Source organism: Marinomonas sp. BSi20584 (genome assembly GCF_002792415.1).
GTDB classification, from domain to species: Bacteria; Pseudomonadota; Gammaproteobacteria; order Pseudomonadales; family Marinomonadaceae; genus Marinomonas; species Marinomonas polaris.
Genome location: NZ_KZ454881.1, coordinates 1 through 23,193, shown reverse-complemented (window position 1 = coordinate 23,193; position 23,193 = coordinate 1). Strand labels below are relative to the sequence as shown.

General features: G+C 42.8%; 21 protein-coding genes. 4 read left to right on the top strand and 17 right to left on the bottom strand.

Annotated elements, in window-relative coordinates; all coding sequences use genetic code 11:
• The first annotated feature begins 208 nt into the window (after positions 1–208).
• Complete coding sequence (locus TY87_RS13015; protein ID WP_100187395.1) at positions 209–3,667, top strand: hybrid sensor histidine kinase/response regulator; 3,459 nt, start codon at positions 209–211, stop codon at positions 3,665–3,667.
• Positions 3,668–3,673: 6 nt separating this feature from the next.
• On the opposite strand, the gene TY87_RS13010 is transcribed toward TY87_RS13015, so the two are convergent.
• The 4 genes from TY87_RS13010 to TY87_RS12995 all read right to left on the bottom strand — a co-directional run bounded on the left by TY87_RS13010 (position 3,674) and on the right by TY87_RS12995 (position 6,081).
• The gene (locus TY87_RS13010; protein WP_100187394.1) at positions 3,674–4,303 is read right to left on the bottom strand and encodes a TetR family transcriptional regulator C-terminal domain-containing protein; all 630 of its coding nucleotides are present in this window, start codon (positions 4,301–4,303) and stop codon (positions 3,674–3,676) included.
• A gap of 133 nt (positions 4,304–4,436) precedes the next feature.
• Entirely contained in the window at positions 4,437–4,805 is a 369-nt protein-coding gene (locus TY87_RS13005) for a DUF2750 domain-containing protein (RefSeq protein ID WP_100187393.1), read from the bottom strand.
• A 25-nt stretch (positions 4,806–4,830) separates the two neighbouring features.
• Positions 4,831–5,520, bottom strand: coding sequence for a pseudouridine synthase (locus tag TY87_RS13000; RefSeq protein ID WP_100187392.1), 690 nt, complete (start codon positions 5,518–5,520; stop codon positions 4,831–4,833).
• Between the two features lie 30 nt (positions 5,521–5,550).
• A complete protein-coding gene (locus TY87_RS12995) occupies positions 5,551–6,081 on the bottom strand; it encodes a GNAT family N-acetyltransferase (protein ID WP_072837761.1) in 531 nt (176 codons plus the stop codon).
• 437 nt (positions 6,082–6,518) lie between these two features.
• Between TY87_RS12995 and TY87_RS12990 the strand changes: the two genes are divergently transcribed.
• Both TY87_RS12990 and TY87_RS12985 read left to right on the top strand, forming a co-directional pair.
• Positions 6,519–7,823, top strand: a complete 1,305-nt coding sequence (locus TY87_RS12990; protein ID WP_100187391.1) for a short-chain fatty acid transporter — start codon at positions 6,519–6,521, stop codon at positions 7,821–7,823.
• A 257-nt stretch (positions 7,824–8,080) separates the two neighbouring features.
• A complete protein-coding gene (locus tag TY87_RS12985) occupies positions 8,081–9,136 on the top strand; it encodes a maleylacetate reductase (protein ID WP_012069132.1) in 1,056 nt (351 codons plus the stop codon).
• A 164-nt stretch (positions 9,137–9,300) separates the two neighbouring features.
• Here TY87_RS12985 and TY87_RS12980 read toward each other — a convergent pair whose 3' ends face one another.
• The 13 genes from TY87_RS12980 to TY87_RS12920 form a co-directional block, all read right to left on the bottom strand.
• On the bottom strand, positions 9,301–9,921 hold the full coding sequence (locus tag TY87_RS12980; RefSeq protein ID WP_072837758.1) for a YitT family protein: 621 nt from the start codon (positions 9,919–9,921) through the stop codon (positions 9,301–9,303).
• 138 nt (positions 9,922–10,059) lie between these two features.
• Entirely contained in the window at positions 10,060–10,344 is a 285-nt protein-coding gene (locus TY87_RS12975) for a S24/S26 family peptidase (protein WP_048813955.1), read from the bottom strand.
• Positions 10,345–10,398: 54 nt separating this feature from the next.
• Positions 10,399–10,902, bottom strand: coding sequence for a superoxide dismutase, Ni (gene sodN / locus TY87_RS12970; protein WP_100187390.1), 504 nt, complete (start codon positions 10,900–10,902; stop codon positions 10,399–10,401).
• Positions 10,892–11,113 carry a hypothetical protein gene (locus tag TY87_RS12965; protein WP_072837756.1) on the bottom strand — a complete coding sequence of 74 codons (222 nt, stop codon included), beginning with the start codon at positions 11,111–11,113 and terminating at the stop codon, positions 10,892–10,894. The genes sodN and TY87_RS12965 overlap by 11 nt, the downstream gene beginning before the upstream one ends.
• Positions 11,114–11,143: 30 nt before the next feature.
• Positions 11,144–11,587, bottom strand: coding sequence for a hypothetical protein (locus TY87_RS12960; protein WP_072837755.1), 444 nt, complete (start codon positions 11,585–11,587; stop codon positions 11,144–11,146).
• A 214-nt stretch (positions 11,588–11,801) separates the two neighbouring features.
• On the bottom strand, positions 11,802–12,440 hold the full coding sequence (gene cobO / locus TY87_RS12955; RefSeq protein WP_100187389.1) for a cob(I)yrinic acid a,c-diamide adenosyltransferase: 639 nt from the start codon (positions 12,438–12,440) through the stop codon (positions 11,802–11,804).
• 60 nt (positions 12,441–12,500) lie between these two features.
• Positions 12,501–13,115 (bottom strand): trimeric intracellular cation channel family protein, encoded by a 615-nt coding sequence (locus tag TY87_RS12950; RefSeq protein WP_072837753.1) that lies wholly within the window; start codon positions 13,113–13,115, stop codon positions 12,501–12,503.
• 69 nt (positions 13,116–13,184) lie between these two features.
• Complete coding sequence (locus TY87_RS12945) at positions 13,185–13,778, bottom strand: histidine phosphatase family protein (protein WP_072838055.1); 594 nt, start codon at positions 13,776–13,778, stop codon at positions 13,185–13,187.
• Positions 13,775–14,560: an adenosylcobinamide-GDP ribazoletransferase gene (locus tag TY87_RS12940; protein ID WP_100187388.1), complete on the bottom strand. Its 786-nt coding sequence runs from the start codon at positions 14,558–14,560 to the stop codon at positions 13,775–13,777. The genes TY87_RS12945 and TY87_RS12940 overlap by 4 nt, the downstream gene beginning before the upstream one ends.
• A 59-nt stretch (positions 14,561–14,619) precedes the next feature.
• A complete protein-coding gene (cobT, locus tag TY87_RS12935; RefSeq protein WP_100187387.1) occupies positions 14,620–15,681 on the bottom strand; it encodes a nicotinate-nucleotide--dimethylbenzimidazole phosphoribosyltransferase in 1,062 nt (353 codons plus the stop codon).
• 13 nt (positions 15,682–15,694) lie between these two features.
• Positions 15,695–16,462: a 23S rRNA (guanosine(2251)-2'-O)-methyltransferase RlmB gene (gene rlmB / locus TY87_RS12930; RefSeq protein WP_100187386.1), complete on the bottom strand. Its 768-nt coding sequence runs from the start codon at positions 16,460–16,462 to the stop codon at positions 15,695–15,697.
• Between the two features lie 88 nt (positions 16,463–16,550).
• Positions 16,551–19,085: a ribonuclease R gene (gene rnr, locus TY87_RS12925; RefSeq protein ID WP_442919212.1), complete on the bottom strand. Its 2,535-nt coding sequence runs from the start codon at positions 19,083–19,085 to the stop codon at positions 16,551–16,553.
• Positions 19,086–19,535: 450 nt separating this feature from the next.
• Positions 19,536–20,375 carry a pyruvate, water dikinase regulatory protein gene (locus tag TY87_RS12920; protein WP_269777513.1) on the bottom strand — a complete coding sequence of 280 codons (840 nt, stop codon included), beginning with the start codon at positions 20,373–20,375 and terminating at the stop codon, positions 19,536–19,538.
• Between the two features lie 203 nt (positions 20,376–20,578).
• On the opposite strand from TY87_RS12920, the gene ppsA reads away from it, so the two are divergent.
• The gene (gene ppsA, locus TY87_RS12915) at positions 20,579–22,975 is read left to right on the top strand and encodes a phosphoenolpyruvate synthase (protein WP_100187384.1); all 2,397 of its coding nucleotides are present in this window, start codon (positions 20,579–20,581) and stop codon (positions 22,973–22,975) included.
• The last annotated feature ends 218 nt before the right edge of the window (positions 22,976–23,193 follow it).

Below are 23,193 nucleotides of genomic sequence, written 5' to 3'. Positions count from 1 at the left end.
TTTCCACTCACCAAGAATCTCTTACTAAATAAACAGTATTTCTTGATGTGAAATAATCTCTCACTAAAACAACCTTCCTTATGAATTACGCGACCTAAGTCGTAGAGGATTGTTGTATCGGCTGTGTTACATTTATATAAAAATAAGACCCAAAAGTCTTAAGACAAACAATAATGACGTATCAGCCTAAGTTCAGGTGATTTATTCAATGACTGTTTTCTGGATTCTGTTAGCCATTCTGTATGTTCTCGGTCTATTCTGGATCGCCATTTGGGGCGACAAAGAAAGTCCAACAGCAAAAAAACTGACTCGTCATCCGTTGGTCTACAGCTTATCACTGGCTATATACTGTACAGCATGGACGTTTTACGGTTCGATTGGTGAGGCTTCACGGTCGGGCTGGAGTTATTTACCCATTCTTCTTGGCCCAATTTTACTGTATTTATTTGCCTTTCCTGTACTCAGAAAGATGATTACGGTCAGCCGTAAACAAAACATCACTTCTATTGCTGACTTTATCTCTTCTCGATATGGCAAACGCCCAATGACCGCACCTTTGGTCATACTGATTAGTATGCTCGCGGTAATTCCTTACATTGCCTTACAGCTAAAAGCCATCGGCTCAAACTTTGCACTTTTTGTCAATCAGGATGAGTCTTCAACCAGTTTTGTTGTCTTAGTGGCGACTATTTTAATTGGTATTTTCGCCATGCTATTTGGCACTCGAAAAGTCGAAGTTACTGAATATCGTTCAGGTATGATGCTAGCGATTGGTGCTGAATCCTTATTTAAACTTATCTCTATTGTTGCAGTGGGTATTGTTGCGGTTCTTATGACTCAAGAGTTTGATATAAACAAACTCAGCAAAAATGTCGATTTCACGGTATGGAACCCTGAGCAGTTTTTGTCCTTCACATTTCTAATGCAAACCTTCATGTCGGCGGCGGCGGTGATTTGCTTGCCTCGCCAGTTCCATGTCACCGTAGTTGACCATCAAAATAATCGTCAATCCAACATGGCGCGTTGGTTATTCCCTTTATATTTACTGATTTTTGCAGTCCTCATTCCACCAATAGCCATTGCAGGTCAGAATCTTTTCTCTGCTGATATAAACCCTGATACTTATGTCATTCAGTTCGCCTTAACGTCTGATAACCTTCCTTTGCAAATGTTAATTTTCCTAGGTGGAATGTCGGCTACTACTGCGATGATTATCATCGCTACTTTTGCCCTAAGCATCATGATCAGTAACGACGTAATCTTACCTCTGATGTTGGCTAGAGCCAGCGCGCAGCAACAAGCCTTGCCTCTATATCGTCGTCGGATATTGCTAATTCGCCGCTTAGCCATGATGGGGATATTGCTGTTATCGTTTTTGTATTATCAAAAAATGGCCAATGCTGAGTCATTAGCAAACACAGGCATATTGGCTTTCTCTCTCGTGTTACAGCTTATGCCTGCCGTACTAGGTGGTCTTTATTGGAAACGCGCCCATGCCCATGGCGTTTATACAGGCTTAACCTTCGGTTTCTTGTGTTGGGTATTGCTCATGATGCTGCCTCTAACAGGTAATATGGATTGGGACTTAGAAAATGCCCAGTCGCGCTCAGAACTTATTAGCTACGGCGCTTTTATCAGCTTACTAGCGAATATTTTTGGCTATGTGGTTGGCTCTTTATTATCCACCGAGCGCTTGATAGACCGTATCCAAGCCACCGCTTTTGTTAGCCCAACCACAGAGCTGGAAAAAGGCTTCTTCAAACCCAAGAGCAAGGCTACTAATGGCGATTTTTTTGTTTTGCTGGAAACTTTTTTGGGCAAACAAAAGAGCCAGCAAGTTCTGTCGAATTTTGAACAAGATTACAGCCAAACCATCCCACCAAATGCTTCTCCAAATCGTTTATTTGTTGACTACTGCGAACGCATTTTAGGTGGTGTGTTAGGTGGTTCTTCGGCTCGTACCATCATTAATTCCATCTTGATTGATAAACAAATCAAGGTAGAAGAAATGGTGACTTACTTGGATGAAACTACCCAAGCCATTCAGTTTAGCCAAAACTTACTCTTCGTTTCCATGGATAATTTAGACCAAGGCATTAGTGTGGTCGATAAAGACCTACGTATTGTCGCTTGGAACAAAACCTACCTATCTCTTTATCCTTATCCTGAAGGTATGTTGACTGTTGGGTTGCCAGTGGAAGAGCTAATCCGCTTTAATGCTGAACGCGGCGAGTGTGGTGTAGGTGACATAGAAGAACTGGTTAACAAGCGTTTAGAGCATCTTAAAAAAGGTAGCACGCACCGATTCTTACGTCGTCGAGCCAGTGGTCGAGTCATCGAAATGGTGGGTAATCCTCTGCCTGACGGAGGCTTTGTAACCAGCTTTACCGATGTCACTGAACACATTGAAAGCCAGCAAGCCTTAAAAGAAGCCAACATAGACTTAGAAAAGCGTGTCGAAGCTCGTACGGTAGAAGTGCAAGGCGTTAACCACGAACTCATGCAAGAGATAGAACGACGTAATCAGGCTGAAAAAGCTCTGATCAGCGCCAAAGCAGAAGCCGAGCAAGCCAATGCGTCAAAGACAGAGTTCCTCGCCTTAGCCAGCCATGACATTTTACAGCCATTAAACGCCGCCAAGCTCTATATGGGGATTTTGCAATCCACAGAGTTGCCAGACAACACCAACCAAGTCATTGAAAAATTATCCGATTCATTAGAATCAACCGAAGCACTTATATCAACCCTACTTGAGATCGCCCGCCTAGACCAAGGTGCCATTCAACCCAAGTTAGTGGATTGTAATCTGCAAGATATTCTCGCTCCTATTGTTGCTGAATTTGGAGTTATCGCAGACAGTAAAAACATCCGTTTAACTACACATTTAAGGCCTTTTAGAGTTCATACAGATCCTATTTACTTACGCCGAATCATTCAAAATTTTGTCTCTAACGCGGTGAAGTACACGCAAAAAGGACGCGTATTAATAAGTGTAAGACCACGTGCTGGCGTCGTGTATTTACAAGTATGGGACACGGGTGTTGGCATACCAGCCACCGAGCAAAAGAAAATATTTGATGACTTCTATCGCTGGGAAAATACCCAAGAGCCCGGCATGGGATTAGGACTAGGGTTAGTTCGTCGGATGCAGAAACAACTAGGCTTAGGTACCGAAATACATTCTATACCTGGCAAAGGTAGCTGCTTTAGCATCGGTATTCCTTTGGCTCAAAGTGATCACATTATTGATTTTTCAACCTCTCAAGCCACAATTACACCACAAGAAAAACTGGCTCATTGCTATGTTTGGTGTATTGATGACGAAAAAAATAACCTCATCGCCATGAATACGCTGTTAACTCATTGGCAATGTGATTGTCGCACCTTTAACCGCTTTAATGATGCCTTAGATGCAGAAGGAGAAGCAGAGTTACTATTAGTGGATTATCATCTTGATGATAATAAAGATGGCTTGTCTTTGATTAAAGCACTTCGAGCCCGTGCTGGAAAAAGCATTCCAGCAGTGTTGATCACCGCCTTACGCGATCCTGAATTAGTTGAGCAATGTAAGCAACAGAACATTACCTACATGGCAAAACCAGCAAAGCCCGCAAAATTACGGGCTTTGGTTCAACATATCCATCAATTGAGAGAAGACGCGAAATAACAGATATTAATTCGTTTTAGGCAGACTTAAACCACAACCTGCGAGAATAATACCGCTCACAGTATCACCGATACGCTGTAAATTTTCATCTCCCAAGGATTCAATTCCGCTTAAGGCTAGCACTTGCGCCTCAAAATCTGCGTAATGCTGAGTGGTTGCCCAAATCATGTAGATGACACTAGCAGGGTCGCATTGACGCATTTTTCCTGCATCCATCCAAGATTGAAGTAAGGCTACGCGAGATTTAAACCATGGCTGTAACTCTTCTTTTAGGTAGTCGCCAATGTGCAGTGCTCCACCAATCACTTCCATAGCGAACAAACGAGAAGCAACCCCTTTATCAAAGCTTTGCTTAAGTTTAACGCGGATAAAACTGTCCAATACAGCGGCTGGATCATCGTTGATAGTCGCCTTATCAAACAAATCATTCCAACCCATCAAGGTCTGATCAAGTACTTGCTTGTACAAGTTAGCTTTAGATTGAAAGTAATAAATAATATTTGGCTTGGGTAAACCTGCGCGTTCAGCTATGTGCTGAAGGCTGGCACCGTTATAGCCTTTTAAGCCGAATTCAATTTCAGCGGCTTCTAATATTTTAACAAAGACTTCTTCACGGTGGTTTTGACGTTTGCTCATGGGGGAGTTAAGTCCTTATTTGTATTGTCCCGTTACTATAAAAATATCTATAACACTTTAATAAAAACTAAACCGCTCCTCATGACGAAAAACCAATAAGAAAGCGGCTAATTATAAATACTTATTTCCAAGATCAAGCCAACAGCGCAGTCAACTCTTCCGCTGTCGATAGCTTACCCTCGTCTTCAATATTCGGAAAAACGGCTACAGTAATCTTGTCTGCCACAAGGCTTGGTAGCCATTCAGTTTTAAACGTCTCAAGGGAAACAGACACAGGCTCACAGTCGTCCCAATCTTCAATAGCCCACTGGCTGGCAAATTCTGCATCTGGCCAAACCATCACACAATCGCCATCGTCAGCTTCAACCATGACGAAACCTTCTTCGTTACTCAAACTCCAGACTAGCTCTGTGGCTTTTACTTGCTCAACAAAATACGCTAAGCGTTCGCTGTCAGGCGCAACTAAAAGTTGAACGCGTTCTTCCATCGATAATTCTTTCATTTTTCAATCTCTCTTAAAGCTTTGTTTAAAAGTAAAGCACTTCATCTTCTGTTAACGCACGGAACTCGCCAGCCGGCATGTCGGCATCCAGTGACAACGGACCAATTTGATCGCGATGAAGCTCTTCAACTTTATTGCCTACTGCTGCCAACATGCGTTTTACTTGATGATATTTACCTTCTTGAATCGTCAGGTAAATATCACAATCGCTAATACGCTCAGCTACCGCAGGTAATGTTGGTTGTGACTCTCCGTTCAACATCACACCTGCTTCTAATTGTTTCAAATCTTCATCACTAATTGGATCAGCCAACATCATACGATATCGTTTGTTACAAGCATTACGTGGTGAGGTAATTCGATGCAGCCATTGACCGTCTGTGGTTAGCAGCAATAAGCCAGTAGTGTCTTTGTCTAGACGACCAACAATTTTTAACTCTTGCCCTAGATGAGAAGGCAAAAGATCCAGCACCGTTGGGTGGTCTGGATCTTGAGTAGCACACACATAACCAGCAGGTTTATGCAGTAAATAGTATCCCTCAGATGGCCATGCCAAAAGGGTATCATCAAGGCAAATTTGATCCCCCTCTTGTACGGTGTAATTGGCTTTTTTAACCACTTCACCATTTACAGTTACACGGCCTTTTGATGCTGCAATTTTTGCAGCTTTACGTGCCAACTCGGTCACGTGGGATAAATAAAAATCAAGTCTCAAGGGTATCGCCTATGGCTTTGTTAATTAAATTTAAGAGAATACTTCGTGGGTGGTTTCAATTTCTTTGTAGAAAAACGTCGCGTTATGCAACATGCCGTTCGCACTACGAGAGTAACCAGGCACTTCACCAAACGGAATATAGCCCATATTGACATACATGTCGTGAGCGATGTCATCACTTCTAACTTCAAGCATTAGTAGCTGTCGTTGCATCGATGCCGCAACGCGCTCAACACCTTGCATCAGCATACCGCCCAAGCCATGTTCTCTCGCTTGAGTATGAACCATTAGCTTTTCCACATCACAACGATGTAATGCATTGGCTTTTGGTGACATGGCAATTTGCACACTGCCAACTACTTTATCGTCTTCACGGATCAATAAAACTTGGCGGGAGTTGGCTTGCAAATCATCGTTAATAGACAACCAATAAGCTTTCGCTTCGGATTCACTCATTGGCGGTAAAAAACCAATTGGCGCACCTGAATCGACGGCATCGCATAACAATTCGACAAGATCATCTAGGTAGGGGTTAAGGTTGTCTACTTTGAGTAATTCCAAACTCTTTTCCTCTGTCTTTTTGATTAGCGTAATAATACCTGAGCGAGGCTCAGTTAGGAAACGCCAGCATGAGTTAAGCAACCAGAAGACACAAAAATGATAAAAATACAGAACTTTAACTATTAGTTTCGACTGTGATAGTCCCTTAAGAACAACCGGTGAAGCAAAAAGTAAGCTCAAAGGCTGAGCTTACTCATTCTTATTACCTTAAGACATCATAAAACAAGGGCGCTTTCATACAAAAAAACAAGAAATACAACCGAAGTGAGCTACTAACAAAAAGTTATTTTAAATTAATTTGCTTTTAACCTTGATCAAAACCGTTACATTGATTAAATTTGTTCGCATAACAAAGATAAATTCGCAATGCGAACACAAATAACTGTAGCCATCACTTTTATTGATACATAACCATCTAATAAAAAGAGAATAATATTATGGAAGCAATAACCAATTTTTCCGTGCGTATTGTACAGCGATACTTGCCAAGTGCTTTTGTACTCGCTGTCATACTCACAGCCATCACCTTCGTATTAGGAATTGCTATTGCTGGCCAAAGCCCCATGGCTATGGTTGGTTATTGGGGAGATGGATTTTCCAAATTATTTACCTTCGGGATGCAAATGGTCCTAGTCTTATTGACTGGCTATGTTCTAGCAATGACACCAATTGTAAAAAATGCACTCAATGCTTTGGCAAAACAGGCCAGCACGCCCAAACAAGCGTTAGCCCTTACCATCTTAGTTAGCTTCGTTTGCTATTACCTAAACTGGGGCTTTGGTATGGTGGCGGGCGCCATTTTAGCAAGAGCAATGGGGCGTAGTGTAAAAGTACATTTCCCTCTCATTGTCGCCGCAGCTTATGGCGGCGAGTTAGTACGTGGCCCTTCTTCTTCCATCCCTTTGGTTATTGCAACTCCTGGCCACTTTATGGAGAAATCAATCGGGATTGTACCTGTATCACAAACACTATATTCAAGCTGGAATATAGCGCTAACCATCGTCCTTTTGGTCTTATTGATTGCCTTTTTTATGCTACAAAAGCAACCAAAAGAAATCATTTTGCTAGACGATAAGGAAGATGACGATATTGAAGTAAAAGCATTTGAGGGAAAAATGTGCTTTTCTGACTGGATCGAGCACAGCCGACTACCCACTTTGTTTTTAGGATTATTAGCCGCAAGTTATTTAATCGCTAAGATCATCAACGGCAGCTTTAGTCTTGATCTAAATAGCATGATTTTAATCTTTCTGGCGCTTGGATTAATACTTCATAGAAACTCCGCATCTTACCTTCATGCTGCTGAGTTAGCGGTAAAAGCTGGGCGAGGCATCATCGTTCAGTTCCCACTTTATGCAGGCATAGCAGGCATGATGACCAAAGCTGGATTAGTCACCATTTTTTCCAATGCCATTATATCGGTCGCAACAGTCAAGACATTTCCAGTACTTACCTTCTTATGCGCAGGTATTGTGAACTTCTTTATTCCATCAGGTGGTGGCCAATGGGCGATTCAAGGTCCAATTATGATGCAAGCGGCCTATGAATTGGGAGCTGATCCGGCCCTAACCATTATGGCCTTTACTTGGGGAGACGGTTGGACAAATCAAATTCAACCATTTTGGGCGTTACCATTATTAGGTGTAGCAGGGCTTTCTGCACGTGACATAATGGGGTATTTAGTTATTTGGCTAGGGATTTCCGGTATTGCGATTGCTGGAACCTTTATGATACTGATGTAAGTATTTTCTTGATAAAAAAGTGCCTAACTTTATGGGGTCACTTCTGCCGCTTCATAAATAGGCACTTTTTTATTTATTCATTAAATACTTTTTGCCCCATTACGGTTTCAATTAAGTCCTTACCGGTTGAACCTTCAAATTTTTTCCATATCAGAGGCAATGCCCCAAATAGATAGACTAGAAGACCAAGCATTAGATTTAGAGCAATAAGAGTAGTCTCTCCTGACTTATTTCAACTATATAGAGATATATAATTCATGAAACCTTTTGTTTACAACGCTCTTCCATCACGCGTGATTTTTGGCTCCAATACTTTATATCAAATTAAAGACGAACTAAGACTGCTAGGAAAAAATCGCGGACTAGTCTTATCTACAGCAGGCCAACATAAGGCAGCCAGTCAAGTTTCTAATCTACTAGGAGAGTTTTCCGTAGGTTGCTTTAATGGTGCAGCGATGCACACTCCTACCACAGTAACAAATGACGCACTGAAAATAGTAATGGAAACTAAAGCCGATTGTATAATTGCCATCGGTGGCGGTTCCACTATAGGTTTAGCAAAGGCAATAGCTCTTCATACAAACCTACCACAAATAGTTATTCCAACGACCTACGCAGGTTCAGAGGCGACTCCAATCATTGGTCAAACTGAAAATGGAGTGAAAACAACTCAGCGCACCCTTAAGGTATTACCTGAAGTCATTATCTATGATGTAGAGTTAACTAAAACGCTACCGGTACCTATAACAATCACATCAGCAATGAATGCGATAGCTCATGCTATCGAAGCCCTTTATTCTAAAGACGCCAATCCTCTTATCTCTATGTTAGCCGAACAAGGAATAGAAGCTTTGGCACATGCAATTCCGGTTATCTACCACTCTCCACTAGATAACTCAGCTCGCTCTGATGCTTTATTCGGTGCATGGGCTTGTGGTACGTGTCTTGGGGCAGTAGGTATGTCTATTCATCATAAGCTTTGTCATACACTAGGCGGTAGTTTTGGCCTTCCTCATGCCGAAACGCACACTGTAATTCTTCCCCATGCTGTAGCCTACAACGAAAGCGCTACAACTGAAGTAATGGCAAAAGTCGCCAAAGCATTAGGGGTTAGTAATGCTGCACAAGGTCTTTACGATCTAGCAGCTCAACATGGCGCTCCAACATCTCTCAAAGAAATAGGAATGAATGCTTCTGATATAAATTTAGCTGTCGAAATAGCCTGCGCCTCGCCTTATTGGAATCCTCGACCTATAGAAGCAAATGCTATACATAATCTACTAAGTAATGCCTTCTACGGTAAACGTCCTTGAAAAACACACAGTCAGCAATAGCATTAATACACTACCAACTCTTTGAAAAAAAAGAAGGTAGTTTTGCCAAGTTGCATTATACAAAGCGATGGCCAGTTTTACTTGACCACTACACTATGCCACTACAATAAAAACTACTCTTAAATAGATGTTTATGAAACGGCTTAAACATTCCCCATGTAACGCCCTGGTTTATGGTTTACTGCGATAATCATATTTAAAGCAATGGCACCAACAAACGAGATAATGATTAAGGTGTAATCCACCACAAAAACAGACAACAGCACAATCATACAATCAACAGCCATCTGGAATTTCCCCATGGAAATACCATATTTTTCAGCTAAATAACGTGCCAAAATATTCATACCACCCAAGCTAGCGTTGTGGCGGAATAGCATTAAAAAGCCCACCCCCATCAAAAAACCACCCGCAATACTGGCATAAAATGGATTAACCTTATCGAAGGTAACCAGCATAGGCGTGATATCAGCAAAAACCGACAAACAAAATACTGAAAGGAAAGTTTTGATGGTGAATTCCCAACCAAAATGCAGAATCGCCAAAATATAGAAAGGAAGGTTGATCAAGAAAAACGCCTGACCAAAAGTCAAAGGAGTTGAATACTTCATCAAAAAAGCTAATCCAGCAGAACCACCCGTTAACAAACCTGCATGAGTAAAAAGGTTCACACCCAATGCAATTATCAAGGTGCCAAGAATTACTGCTTGAACATCCTCAAGACGAGTATGTTTTTTCATTTTTGGTAGTTCTGCTGTCGACATGAATTTCTCTTCGGATAAATCAATTATTGGTATTACAGGGGCGTGGATTTTAGAGAAAAACAGGCCTAAGACCAATATCAAAGCAGAAAGCAATTTTTAGCTAGTTTTTTAAAAGTGTCTTATTTTATGTACACCCAATTATGTAGCACAAATTCGATGAATGACTTTTCCCACAACACGCCTTGGAGACACCCACCCAATTCGTTCGGACTGCAGACTTTTATTACTTTCACCCCCCAACCAAAGCTGACCATCTGGGGCAATGTGCAATACTTTTTTGATAATAAATCCGTACAAAGCATGATCAACTACGACAAGATGGCCTATTTTGAGTTTTTTATGCCAACGGCTGGTAAACACAAAGTCCCCATCATTTAAAAATGGAGCCATACTTTCGCCTTGCACCTTAATTAAATGAAGCATGACCACTCCTTTATGCAATCTCTTTACTAAATTAATTTTTTTGAAACACGGCTTTTAATTTTTTAGATCTGGATAAACCACATCTAACATAGGTGGATAAGGACAAGGTGCTCGATAAGTTAGAACATCTTTCGTAAACCAAAAGGCTTCTGCAAAGTTATTCACTAAAGCAACCAACTTCTCCCCTTCTGCACGATCAATTCCCTGTTTGCACTTTGAAGCTTGCAACATGATGGAATGAACTAAGTCATGGACATTAGGAACTTGCTCAAATTGCGGCGCTTTAAAATAATCACCCCAAATAATCCGAACAGCTTCTTTCACTTCCGTACAAGCTGACTCTTTTTCGCTAACCAAACGAGAGATCTGAGCAAAATCAGTCACACCTAATGACTCTTTTTCCTCTACTTCTTTAATCAAGTCCATGAGGCGAACACTGCTCAGCGCCGCTAGTTGAGCGGTATAAGGATCATAAATTTTACACGGGATGTCACAATGAGCCTGTGCCGTTTTAAAGCCGATCACTTTATCTAATGTTTTTATCACACTATGCATCATGACTAATCTCCTCTCGCTCAAGTTGTTTACGGCGACGTAGTAACAGCTTATAAACAAAGCCGCCAACAATAATACTTCCCACAGCCAATACGGTTAAAACATGAATAAGATCACTCGCCCAATGTGAATCATCATGACCAGGATGTGCCTGAATCACTTGGCTCATGACAATAAAAACACTGAACAACATGACTCTAATAATGAATTTCATATCATCATTCCTTTCATTAACACCTGACAATTAATGACGCATCACAGCAGTTGATATAGACACTGCATTAGTCAACGACTGCATCAAGGCTCTACTTTGCGCAGAAACCTCCTTACTATAACTCTGAGTAAACAGCTCCCATTCAAAACGAATATGAGTTGCCGTTCTCATAATGAGATCACGCTGTTCATCATCCATATCAGGTCGGGCAATAATGGTTTGTAAGAAATTTACCGCACTTTCAAATTGAGTGTTGGCGGAAATAAAGTCACCCAAGGCAGTATAAGATTCGGCAATATTCAAAAAACTCACGGCAGCAGCTGCCACAGCAGATTCAGCATCTCGATAAAAATCTTCATCGAATGAACGCTCTGCTTGCATCAATGCCTGTCGATTTAAATCCACAGCATCAGTAAAAGCATGATTTGAATAAGCCCGGTTAGCTTGTCTCGTTAAACGCTCCCAGTCTTGCATTGTTTCCTCCACGATATGTTATGATACTAAATAGAACTTAATGAGAATCATTATCGTAAAAGAATTTTAAAAAATCCAGCTAATTTGAGAATAAATCTCATTTGAACGCATTTTTTACATTATGAAGGATCAGGTTAGATCAAAGTCGTAGACAAAAAAGAAAGGTAAAGAGAGGGAAATAAAATGAATCAGAAAAAGTAGCTCGCAATGCGAACTACCATTCAATTCCAACTTGAGCTTTTACGCCATTTGCAAAAGCGTGACGTTCATTGGCAATTTTACTGTGCGTATCAACACTGTCTAACAAAACACGTGGTGCTGTACGACCTGTCATCATTACGTTTTGATGAGCTGGACGAGAATTCAATGCGGCAATCAAATCGTCTTCGTTTAAATAGCCATATTTATACATGTAGGTGATTTCATCCAACAAAACAAAATGCACACTGGGATCAGACAAAACACTCTTAGCCAAGGCCCACGCTTGTTCAGCAGCTTCTTTTTCCAACTCTGGATTACGTGTTTCCCACGTAAAACCATGCCCCATGACATGAAAATCAACTAATGGATGAGAGCCAAAGAACAATTGTTCGCCAGTCGCCTTGCGCCCTTTTATAAACTGAATCACCGCACTTTTTTGCCCATGACCCAAAGCACGAGCCATGGTACCAAAGGCGCTAGAGCTTTTACCTTTGCCATTACCGGTTAATAAAATGGTTACGCCACGCTCTTCCGTTGCCGCAGCAATACGTTGATCAACAACTGCCTTTTTCTTCAACAAGCGCGCTTCGTTCTTTTCTGCTTGTTCTACATGTTGCTCTGTGACTTTTTGTTCAGGAGAAGGATCCGTCATAATTTGTCTCTTTAATGTCATTTTTTTGTACTGTTTTTTCTTGTACTGTTTTTTCTTGTACTACTTTTTCTTGTACAACAACCAACTTGGGTAATACAAATCTTTATGTATCGCGAACACCCTTAGTATAAAGACTAAAGCTACCGCGTAAATCGAGTTAAACTCATGTGTCGGTACGTTTTTTTCAAGTAGTACTAATAACAAAGCACCTAAAAATGCTGGGGTTGCGTAAAACTCTCGTCCTAAAACCAAAGGCGGACGATGACTCAAAACATCGCGAATAATGCCGCCAGCCACACCAGTGATAATACCCATAGTAATAGCAATGGTTGGCGGGAAACCTAGGTTCAGCACTTTTTCCGTTGCAACAACTGTAAAAAGAGCCAAACCAAATGAATCAGCATAATGAAAAACGGTTTGTCTATCTTCGATGAATCGAACCGTAAAAAACGCCAAGGTTGAAGACAAAAACGCCACCCATAAGTAAGACGTGTCTTTTACCCAATAAACCGTTTCAACAGATAGCACCGTGTCTCGAATCGTACCACCACCCAAGGATGTCACCATACCAAGGAATACCACGCTAAAAAGATCCATGTCTTTTTTACCGGACGAAATAACCCCTGTGATTGCAAACGCAGCAATCCCAAACATACCCAAAAGATATAGCAACATTTTTTATTTTTTCTCAATCGAACCTAAGACGATTTGGCGAATACCAAATCCAACATTAAAAAGCACCCGTTATTGACTAGATACCCAGTCACCAGCACCCAAACGCTTTAACATAACCAAATCTCCCTGAATGAAAAACTCCGTCAAACTACTGAAGCCCACATCTATTCGGTGACATTGATCCAAAGGCCACTGACAGAGCATGCTGACAAATACCTTGATGACACCAGAATGGGCAACCAATACACAATTCTCCATCGGCATATCTTTCACCGATAGCCACCATCGCCAAACGCGATCAGCTACAACTTGCAGCGATTCACCATTATAAGGCGCGGAGAGCACAATGTCGTCAGCCCACAGATCTATTTCTTGCTTTGGAATATCTTGCCAACACAATCCTTCCCAATCACCAAAATCTAGTTCTTTTAGTGCTTCAACAACTTGTGATTTGCCATCACCAATATGTTCAGCTAATCGTGCTGCTCGGCTTAATGGACTGTGAAAACATACATTCGACTCACCATCAAATTCAATCGACAAAGCATTTTTTAATGCTTGTGCTCCCTCTTCCCAACCATCGGCAAGTGGTACATCCATATCACCGTAACACAGACCTTTCTTAACCTCTGGCCTTGGATGTCGAATCAAATAAAGCTTCATGAATAAGATACCAACAGACATAAGACAACAAATATTTCACCTATCTGTTCACTCGCACCTAAGGTATCACCATTAAAGCCATCAATTTTTTTACGTAAATACAGGCGCATCAAAAAGACTAAAACGGCGGCAAAAATAAAGGTAAGAATCAAATCGAACAAATTAAACGCCAACACACCAACCAGCAAACATGGCGCCAATGCCACTAACCACTGACTAGGATTCAACTTAGCAATCATACTAGATGCTTTGCTTTGTCCCATGGTCACATAATCAAGCGTATTCATTAACACCAGAGGTATGAATCTAGCAACAATATGCACAACACACCAACCACTTAAGGTATAAACAAAACCTAGAAACGAGTCTGGAATCACCTGCAATAATTCACTCAACAATAACCATTTGAGTGTCAAAGAAAACCAAATAGACAAGGCAGCATAACTGCCAATGCGCGAATCTTTCATGATCGACAAGCGTTGCTCTTTATTCCAGCCGCCAACCAAACCATCGCAACTGTCCATCAAACCATCTTCATGAAATCCACCGGTTAATAACACAGCACTCAACAACATCACCAACGCTTGCAAAGAGGTCGACCAATCAAACCATAATGGCCAAGCGCTCAGTAGACCAACAACCAAACCGATCCATGGTAAAAAGCACACCGCGGGGATGTGCTTTATATCATCACTCCAATCCACTTTCAGAGGGATTCGAGTATAGGTGACAAGGCTACGTTTAAAGCCTTGCCAATAAGGGCCAATAATCATGCCTTTCATTTTATTTCTGCTTATCTAGTTATTTGTTTCTATTGACCAGTAGTCTATTCGAACGAAATCTATTTAGAATCACTCACGCCTGCACTTTCAAAGCTCGCCATCTTATTCAAAAACAGACACGCGCTGTTGATTAATGGATAAGCTAAAATAGCACCAGAACCTTCACCCAAACGCAGATCTAATGACAAAATAGGTTTCGCATTCAAATGATCGAGCAGCATCTTGTGGGCTTTTTCATTCGATTGATGAGCAAAAATAGCATATTCACGCACATTCGGAGCGACTTTTTGTGCAAACAGCAAAGCCACTGAACAGATAAAACCATCCACCACAAAGGCCGTTTGACGCTGAGCCGATTGCAACATCGCACCCGCCATGGCCAAAATCTCAAAACCACCGACTTGCTCTGCAAGAGTTTGTGCACTCCAGTCAGGTATCATTTGGCCTGTATCTTGTTCAGCACGTTTTAATGATTGCACAATAACCTGCGCTTTATGGGAAACCCCGGCAAGATCCAATCCAGTACCACGTCCAGTGCTGTCTGTCGCACTAACACCAATTAACGCCGTCATCATGCAAGAAGACACGCAAGTGTTACCGATGCCCATTTCACCAAACATCAACAAGTTTACGCCGTCATCAATGGCAAGGTTCGCTTCGTCAACACCCGCTTGAATCGCTTTTTCTAACTGCTGCGTTGTCATTGCGGCTTGTTGACTAAAGTCCTGAGATGAAAATGCTACTTTGCGCGCACCTAATAAAGGATGCGCAGCTAATTCTGCATTAACACCCACATCAACGATTCGCAACGGTACCTTATGTTGATCGCAGAAAACACTCACGGCGGCACCACCCATCAAGAAGTTCATCACCATTTGCGGTGTCACTTCTTGAGGAAACAAACTAATGCCCTGAGCGACAACACCATGATCAGCGGCAAAGATGATCATCTTAGGTTTTGACGTATCAGGCGTTAACGTTTGCTGAATCTTCCCAAGCTGAAAAGCAATGCTTTCCAACTCTCCTAGCGCGCCTAACGGCTTAGTTTTGTTATCAATTTTGTGTTGTAACTGTTCGGCAATAATTGCCGAAGGAGCCGGAATACTAAATTGCTTAAACAAGGCTTGATGCCCCTTAACCTTTGGCCTTAACAGCGCGCTGACGCACTACTTCGTAGAGACAAACACCTGTCGCTACAGACACATTCAAACTAGAAACCACACCAGCCATAGGCAGTTTCACTAGATAATCACATTGCTCACGAGTCAAACGACGCATGCCATCACCTTCCGCGCCCATAACAATGGCTGTCGGAATGGTTAAGTCTTGCTCATAAATGGTTTGTGTCGCTTCGCCAGCCGTGCCAAAGATCCAGACACCTTGGTCTTGCAACTTCTTCATGGTGCGAGCAAGGTTGGTCACCGCATAAACAGGAATACTTTCTGCAGCACCGCAAGCTACTTTACTTACCGTTGCATTCAATGGCGCAGAATTGTCTTTTGGCATGACAACCGCATGAGCACCAGCTGCGTCAGCACTACGCAAACAAGCGCCCAAATTATGAGGATCTGTCACGCCGTCTAGAATAATGATCAGCGGTGTTTCATCTAAACCCGCGATTAACGTATGCAAGTCGGCTTCATTACCTGCTTTGTTCATCGTGGTATAAGCGACAACACCTTGGTGAACCACACGATCTTTATTTGAGGTAAACAACTGATCGAGATCGCGGCGGGCAACAACGCTATGACGCACTTTATTGGCTTTACAAAGCTGCATTAAACGCTGAGTTTTCTTATCGTCACGGCCTTCTTGAAAACGTACTTCTTTAATACGTTCTGGCTGTTGGTTCAACGCATTTTCCACGGCATGTATGCCGTATATCCATTCTAAATCTGACATCTTTTACTCTATTAATTTGGGGGCATACGCCCCCCTTTTACTCATCTAGAAAGTTATTCATCTATAAAGCTCAGTTCACAGCTTCAGATCAGTCTTTTGCTTTTGGCTTAGCATTATTCTTTTTCGGCTTTTTTGGCTTCTTCGGCTTTTTCGCTACTGCAGAAGCTGGTTTACCGCTCGCTGCCGCGGCAGAAGACGATTTCTTCTGTCTAATGCGTTTGCCTTTTGAAACGGGTGGACGACGTTTTTTCTTTGCCTTGCCATCCGACTCTTTGCCATCTTTAGACTTATCGCCTTCCACTTTTGCAGCGGACTTCGGCTTAGGACGACCACCCAACTCAATAGGCGGCAACTGAGCCAATTGCATTTCAAGTTCGGTCATTTCATTACGTTCCACTTTTTTACGTGGTTGACGCGCAGCACTTTCATCCAAACTCAGATCAATCTTACGTTGCTCCAAGTTCACACTGGATACTCGAACTTTCAACGTATCGCCAAGGCGGAATACACGACCAGTTCGTTCACCAATAATCGCCTGATGCTCCATGTCGTGAACAAAGTAATCTTGTCCAAGCCCTGAAATATGCACCAAACCATCGACAAACAAACCTTGCAGTTCAACGAACAAACCAAACGAAGTCACTGCGGTAACGACACCTTCAAACGGTTCGCCCAAGTGCTGTTCAACATACTGGCATTTCAACCAAGCTTCTACATCACGAGTTGCTTCGTCAGCGCGACGTTCAGTCAAGGAACAAGAATCCCCTAAACCATCCATATCCGCATGAGTGTAACCGTAGATTTTACGTTCTTTTAGTTCTGGGCTGCCTGCCACACGATGCGCCTGACGCACAGTTGGACGGCCTTCACCACGAATTAAATAACGAATCGCGCGGTGAACCAACAAATCTGGGTAACGACGAATTGGCGACGTAAAGTGAGTATAAGCTTCGTAATTCAAACCAAAGTGGCCCAAGTTATCCGCTTGATACACTGCCTGAGACATAGAACGCAGCATCATTGTTTGAATACTGCGAACGTCTGCACGCTCTTTAATGCTTTCAGATAATGCCGCGTAATCTGCTGGTGTTGGCTTAGTGCCACCAGTTAGCTCTAAACCCAGCAAACCAAGGTAAGTACGCAAGGTTAACAAACGGTCGTCTTTTGGCCCTTCGTGAACACGGAACAAGGCTGGCAAATCTGCACTAATCAACAACTCTGCTGCCGCCACATTGGCGCACAACATACATTCTTCAATCAGCTTATGAGCGTCGTTACGTTCAACCGGAATAATGTGTTCAATCTTAGAATTTTCGTCAAACACCATGCGAGTTTCGATCGTATCGAATTCCATCGCACCACGTTCATCACGAGACCCCTTCAAGACATGATACAAACCTTTTAAGTCATCGATATGCGACACAATAGACGCATAACGTTCACGTAGCTCAATACCTTGCTCTTCTGGTTCATCGTCGATCATTTTCGCGACTTTGCTGTAGGTTAGACGAGCATGAGAACGGATAATGCCTTCATAAAACTTGAAGCCGCGCATCTTGCCTTTCGTAGTCAAGGATACTTCGGCTACCATCGCCAAACGATCTACGTCTGGGTTGAGTGAACACAAACCATTCGACAAGACTTCCGGCAACATAGGTATAACGCGACCTGGGAAATAGACCGAGTTACCACGTACGATGGCTTCTTCATCTAATGCAGTGTCTTTCTTCACATAATGAGAAACGTCGGCAATGGCAACAAACAGCTTCCAACCACCCGGTGTTTTTTCACAATACACCGCGTCATCAAAGTCACGTGCATCTTCGCCATCGATAGTAACAAAAGGCGTATCACGTAAATCAACACGATGTTCTTTGTCTTCGTCAGCGACTTCTGTTTTGAAATTTTTGATTTGCTTTTCGACTGCTGCTGGCCACTCGTTAGGAATTTCATAACGGTGCATCGCCACTTCGATCTCAACGCCTGGCGCCATAAAGTCGCCAAGAACTTTTTTAACTAAACCTTGAGCTGGTTTGCCGCGCTCAGCGTAGGTAACGATTTCTGCTAATACATATTGACCATGTGTTGGTGTTAAACCAGATTCTGTGGTGATCAAGATATCTTGGGCAATACGTGGATTTTCTGGTGTAACGAAAGCAGTGCGGCTTTCTTCATAGTAGCGGCCAACCAATTGGCTGTGCTTTCGCTCTATGACTTCAACAACCACACCATCTAAGCGACCTTTAACACTACGTCCAGAAAGACGTACTTTTACTTTATCGCCATCCATCACGTTCTGCATTTGACGGGCAGATAGGAAAATATCGTCATCACTTTGACGCAACAAGAAACCATGACCTTCTTTATTGCCTTGAACGTAACCTTCAATTAGGTCACTTTCTAAAATCGGCGAGTATTCGTCATTTTGGTTGCTAGTCATTTGATTGTCTCGACACATAGCGATGAGACGACGACGGAGGGCTTCGATTTCGTCTTCGCCAGTCAGCGAAAACTCTTTGCATAAATCTAAATGACCCATGCTTTTATTTTGGGTGGCAAGAAACTCTAGAATGAATTCACGGCTTGGTACGGGGTTATCGTACTTAGACGCTTCTCGCTGCATGTGTGGATCGTTAATTTTTTTATTACTCAATGTATTTTTATCCTTGGTTTTTTCAATAAGACGCCCTTTTATAAAATAGAAATATGAACATCTCACTATTTAGAACATTTGCAGTACTCGCTATCACTTCTGATAAGCCATTTCTGACAAGTCACTTCTAATAAGCCACTTTTGCCGAGTCACTGTCGCGCTCAATTAATCGTCATTATAGAGCATATTCACCAAATACTCTCGAAGTTAGCGTAGCTCTTAGCATTATCTGCACACTCTCTTCGAGTTAATTTGGTAATTACACAACAAATAGCCCTTATGACTCGATATTTGTCTGTCTTTTACAAGCATTTGTAATGCCATTTTAGCCTAAGCGAAATATTTTCATTACTTAATTGTCTAAATTTCAAGCAAAAACGATGAACCCATCGAATTATCTGATCATTCCGCCAAGCATTTTTATTGCCTATGACGCACCAAATTCATTTCAGCCATCACTTTGGTGGAAATTTCTTCCACAGACAGTTTTGTCGAATTCAAAAAAGGAATGCGTTCTTGGCGATATAAAGACTCCACTTCGTCTACTTCATAGCGACATTGACGAGCCGAGGCATACTTACTTGCCGCCATTCGACCAGTACGAATCTCATGTAAGCGCTGAGCTTCTATGGTTAAACCAAACAGCTTCTTCTTATGATCCTTTAACACCTTAGGCAAACCGGGCGTGGAAAAATCATCTTCAGTGATCGGATAGTTTGCTGCCTTGATACCGTACTGCATCGCCAAATACAAACTGGTTGGCGTTTTGCCAGAGCGAGACACTCCCAGCAAGATAATATCTGCCTCGGCAAAATTCTTCACTGAAGCCCCGTCATCATTCGCCAAAGCATAGTTAATAGCGTCTATTCGACCATCGTAAACGCCCTCTTTCATACCATGAGCTTTTTGTGCTGTCGGCTGAGCCTTGACACCTAAGGCTTGCTCAATCGGCGACAACAAATCACCAAACAAATTGTAACAATGGCAATTACAAGAATCGATAATCTCGCGGATTGCCACATCGGAAATAGTATAAAATACCAGCAAAGCAACACCTTGCTGCACTTCCAAATTGATCTGTTGCTTCAAGCCTTCTGCCTGATCTTTGGTGCCCAAGAAAGGCACACTTTTGGTCTCTACCGCCACATCAAAAAACGACAACATTGCTGACCCAAATACCTCAGCCGTGATCGCTGTCCCGTCTGATACAAAATACACTTTCATGCGTTTTTTCCCATTTTTGTTGTTATCTAACGACATTCGTTTTTTCGATTGAAATAAAACTACATCGAATAATCGATTTTATTCAAAGCAACTACCCTACATACAATGAACTCAGACCAAGCGCTTTGACAAGAGCACACAGCAATTTGATGAGCGTCTGAAGTCCACTTGGCAAACCAGCCATCTTTTGGCCAACCAGCCAAATTCTTTTAATAAGAAAAAAATAATTGGAGTCTCTTGTGAGCAAATTTATTAAGTGGTTTAAAGATCTTCATATGGAAGATGTCGGTGAAGTTGGCGGGAAAAACGCCTCTTTAGGTGAAATGATTTCCAACCTGACAGACCTTGGTATTCAAGTACCTAACGGTTTCGCAACTACTTCCTATGCTTATCAAAGCTTCATCACAGAAAGCGGCCTTGACGAAAAAATCCATCAAGCACTAGACGCATTGGATGTGGACGATGTTCACGCCCTTGCTGAAACTGGCGTAAAGATTCGCCAATGGATTGAAGACGCCACTTTCTCAGCAGAATTTGACCAAGAAATCGAAGCAGCTTTCGCAACACTTTGTGACGACAACGCAGACGATACATCATTTGCAGTGCGCTCTTCTGCTACAGCAGAAGATTTGCCAGATGCGTCTTTTGCAGGCCAACAAGAAACTTTCCTAAACGTGAAAGGCTTGGCAGACATCAAAGCCTCTATCAAACGCGTTTTTGCTTCCCTATTTAACGACCGTGCGATTTCTTACCGCGTTCACCAAGGCTTTGAACACCAAGGCGTGTCTTTGTCCGCAGGTATTCAAAAAATGGTACGCAGTGACATCGGCGCTTCTGGCGTGCTGTTCACTCTAGACACGGAATCTGGCTTTGACGAAGTGGTTTTCATAACTGCCGCTTATGGTCTTGGTGAAATGGTTGTACAAGGCACCGTCAACCCTGATGAATACTACGTACACAAACCAACACTGGCTGCAAACCGCCCTTCTGTTGTGCGTAAGAGCCTAGGCAGCAAAGCACAAAAAATGGAATACGCCGAAGCGGGCAGCGAAGAATTCGTTAAAATCGTTCCAGTCGCTTTGGATGACCAAAACCGTTTTGCACTGACTAACGACGAGATTCAAGATCTTGCTCGCCAAGCCTGCATCATTGAAAAACACTACAAACGTCCTATGGACATTGAGTGGGCGAAAGACGGCATCGACGGCAAAATCTATATTGTTCAAGCGCGTCCAGAAACCGTTCGTAGCCAAGCCAATGCCCAAAGCATGGAACGTTACAATCTAAAGAAAACCTCTCAGGTCATGATCACCGGCCGCGCCATTGGTCACAAAATCGGCACAGGCGCAGTGAAAGTATTGTCCTCTATTACCGAAATGGATCGCATCCAACCGGGCGACGTTCTGGTTACCGACATTACCGATCCAGATTGGGAACCTATCATGAAGCGCGCTTCTGCTATTGTGACCAACCGTGGTGGCCGTACTTGTCACGCAGCGATCATCGCACGTGAACTAGGTATTCCAGCAGTCGTTGGTTGTGGCGACGCAACAGATGTATTGAAAGATGGCCAAATCGTCACAGTCTCTTGCTCGCAAGGCGACATGGGCTTTGTTTACCAAGGCGAACTGCCATTCGACATCATCACCTCTGAAGTAGGCAACATGCCTGAATTGCCAGTAAAAATCATGATGAACGTGGGTAACCCAAACCGCGCCTTCGACTTTGCCATGCTACCAAACGCAGGTATTGGCTTGGCGCGATTAGAATTCATCATCAACCGCATGATCGGCATTCACCCGAAAGCCTTGCTGAACTACGCAGAAATGACACCAGCACTGCAAGAAGAGATCAACCACCGCATCGCCGGCTACAATGGCCCAGTGGAATTCTACGTCGACAAACTGGTCGAAGGCGTCGCAACACTGGCTTGTTCTTTCTCTAAAAAACCAGTCATCGTGCGCTTGTCCGACTTTAAATCAAACGAATACCACAACCTTGTTGGTGGTCCGTTGTTTGAACCAGACGAAGAAAACCCAATGCTTGGCTTCCGTGGCGCCGCGCGTTACATCGACGCCTCGTTCCGCGATTGCTTCGCTCTAGAATGTGAAGCCATCCGCCGCGTTCGTAACGAAATGGGCTTAACCAACGTACAAATTATGATCCCATTTGTTCGTACCTTGGAAGAAGCGCAACAAGTTACCGAACTGCTTGCGGAACAAGGCTTAGCTCGCGGTGAAAACGGCCTAAAAGTCATCATGATGTGCGAACTTCCGTCTAACGCCCTACTGGCAGACGAGTTCCTACAATACTTCGACGGCTTCTCAATCGGTTCAAACGATTTAACCCAACTAACACTTGGACTTGACCGCGACTCAGGATTAATCGCAGACAAATTCGACGAACGCAATCCAGCAGTCAAAAAACTGCTAAAAATGGCGATCACCGCCTGTCGCGAACAAGGTAAATACGTTGGTATCTGTGGCCAAGGCCCATCTGACCACGCCGACTTCGCCGACTGGCTTGTAGCGCAAGGTATCGAAAGCATGTCTCTTAACCCAGACACTGTCATCGAAACTTGGTTACACCTTGATGAAGTATTGAAAAATACCGAATTGAACAACAAAGCCATTTAAAGAAATCTTCCCGTTACATCGCAGTAATACCAGACATGGCGTAACGGGAAAACAGTCTGCGTTTGGTGTTGTGTTTCTTAATGCAGCGCCAGATCAGAATGCTGTGTAAAAGCAGCACGTGACCTTATCGAAGTCACTCCCTAGTTTTATAGCCCCGCCCTGCGGGGCTTTTTTTTGTTTTCTTTGATTCCATTCAAACGCTTTGTATTCCCAACCTT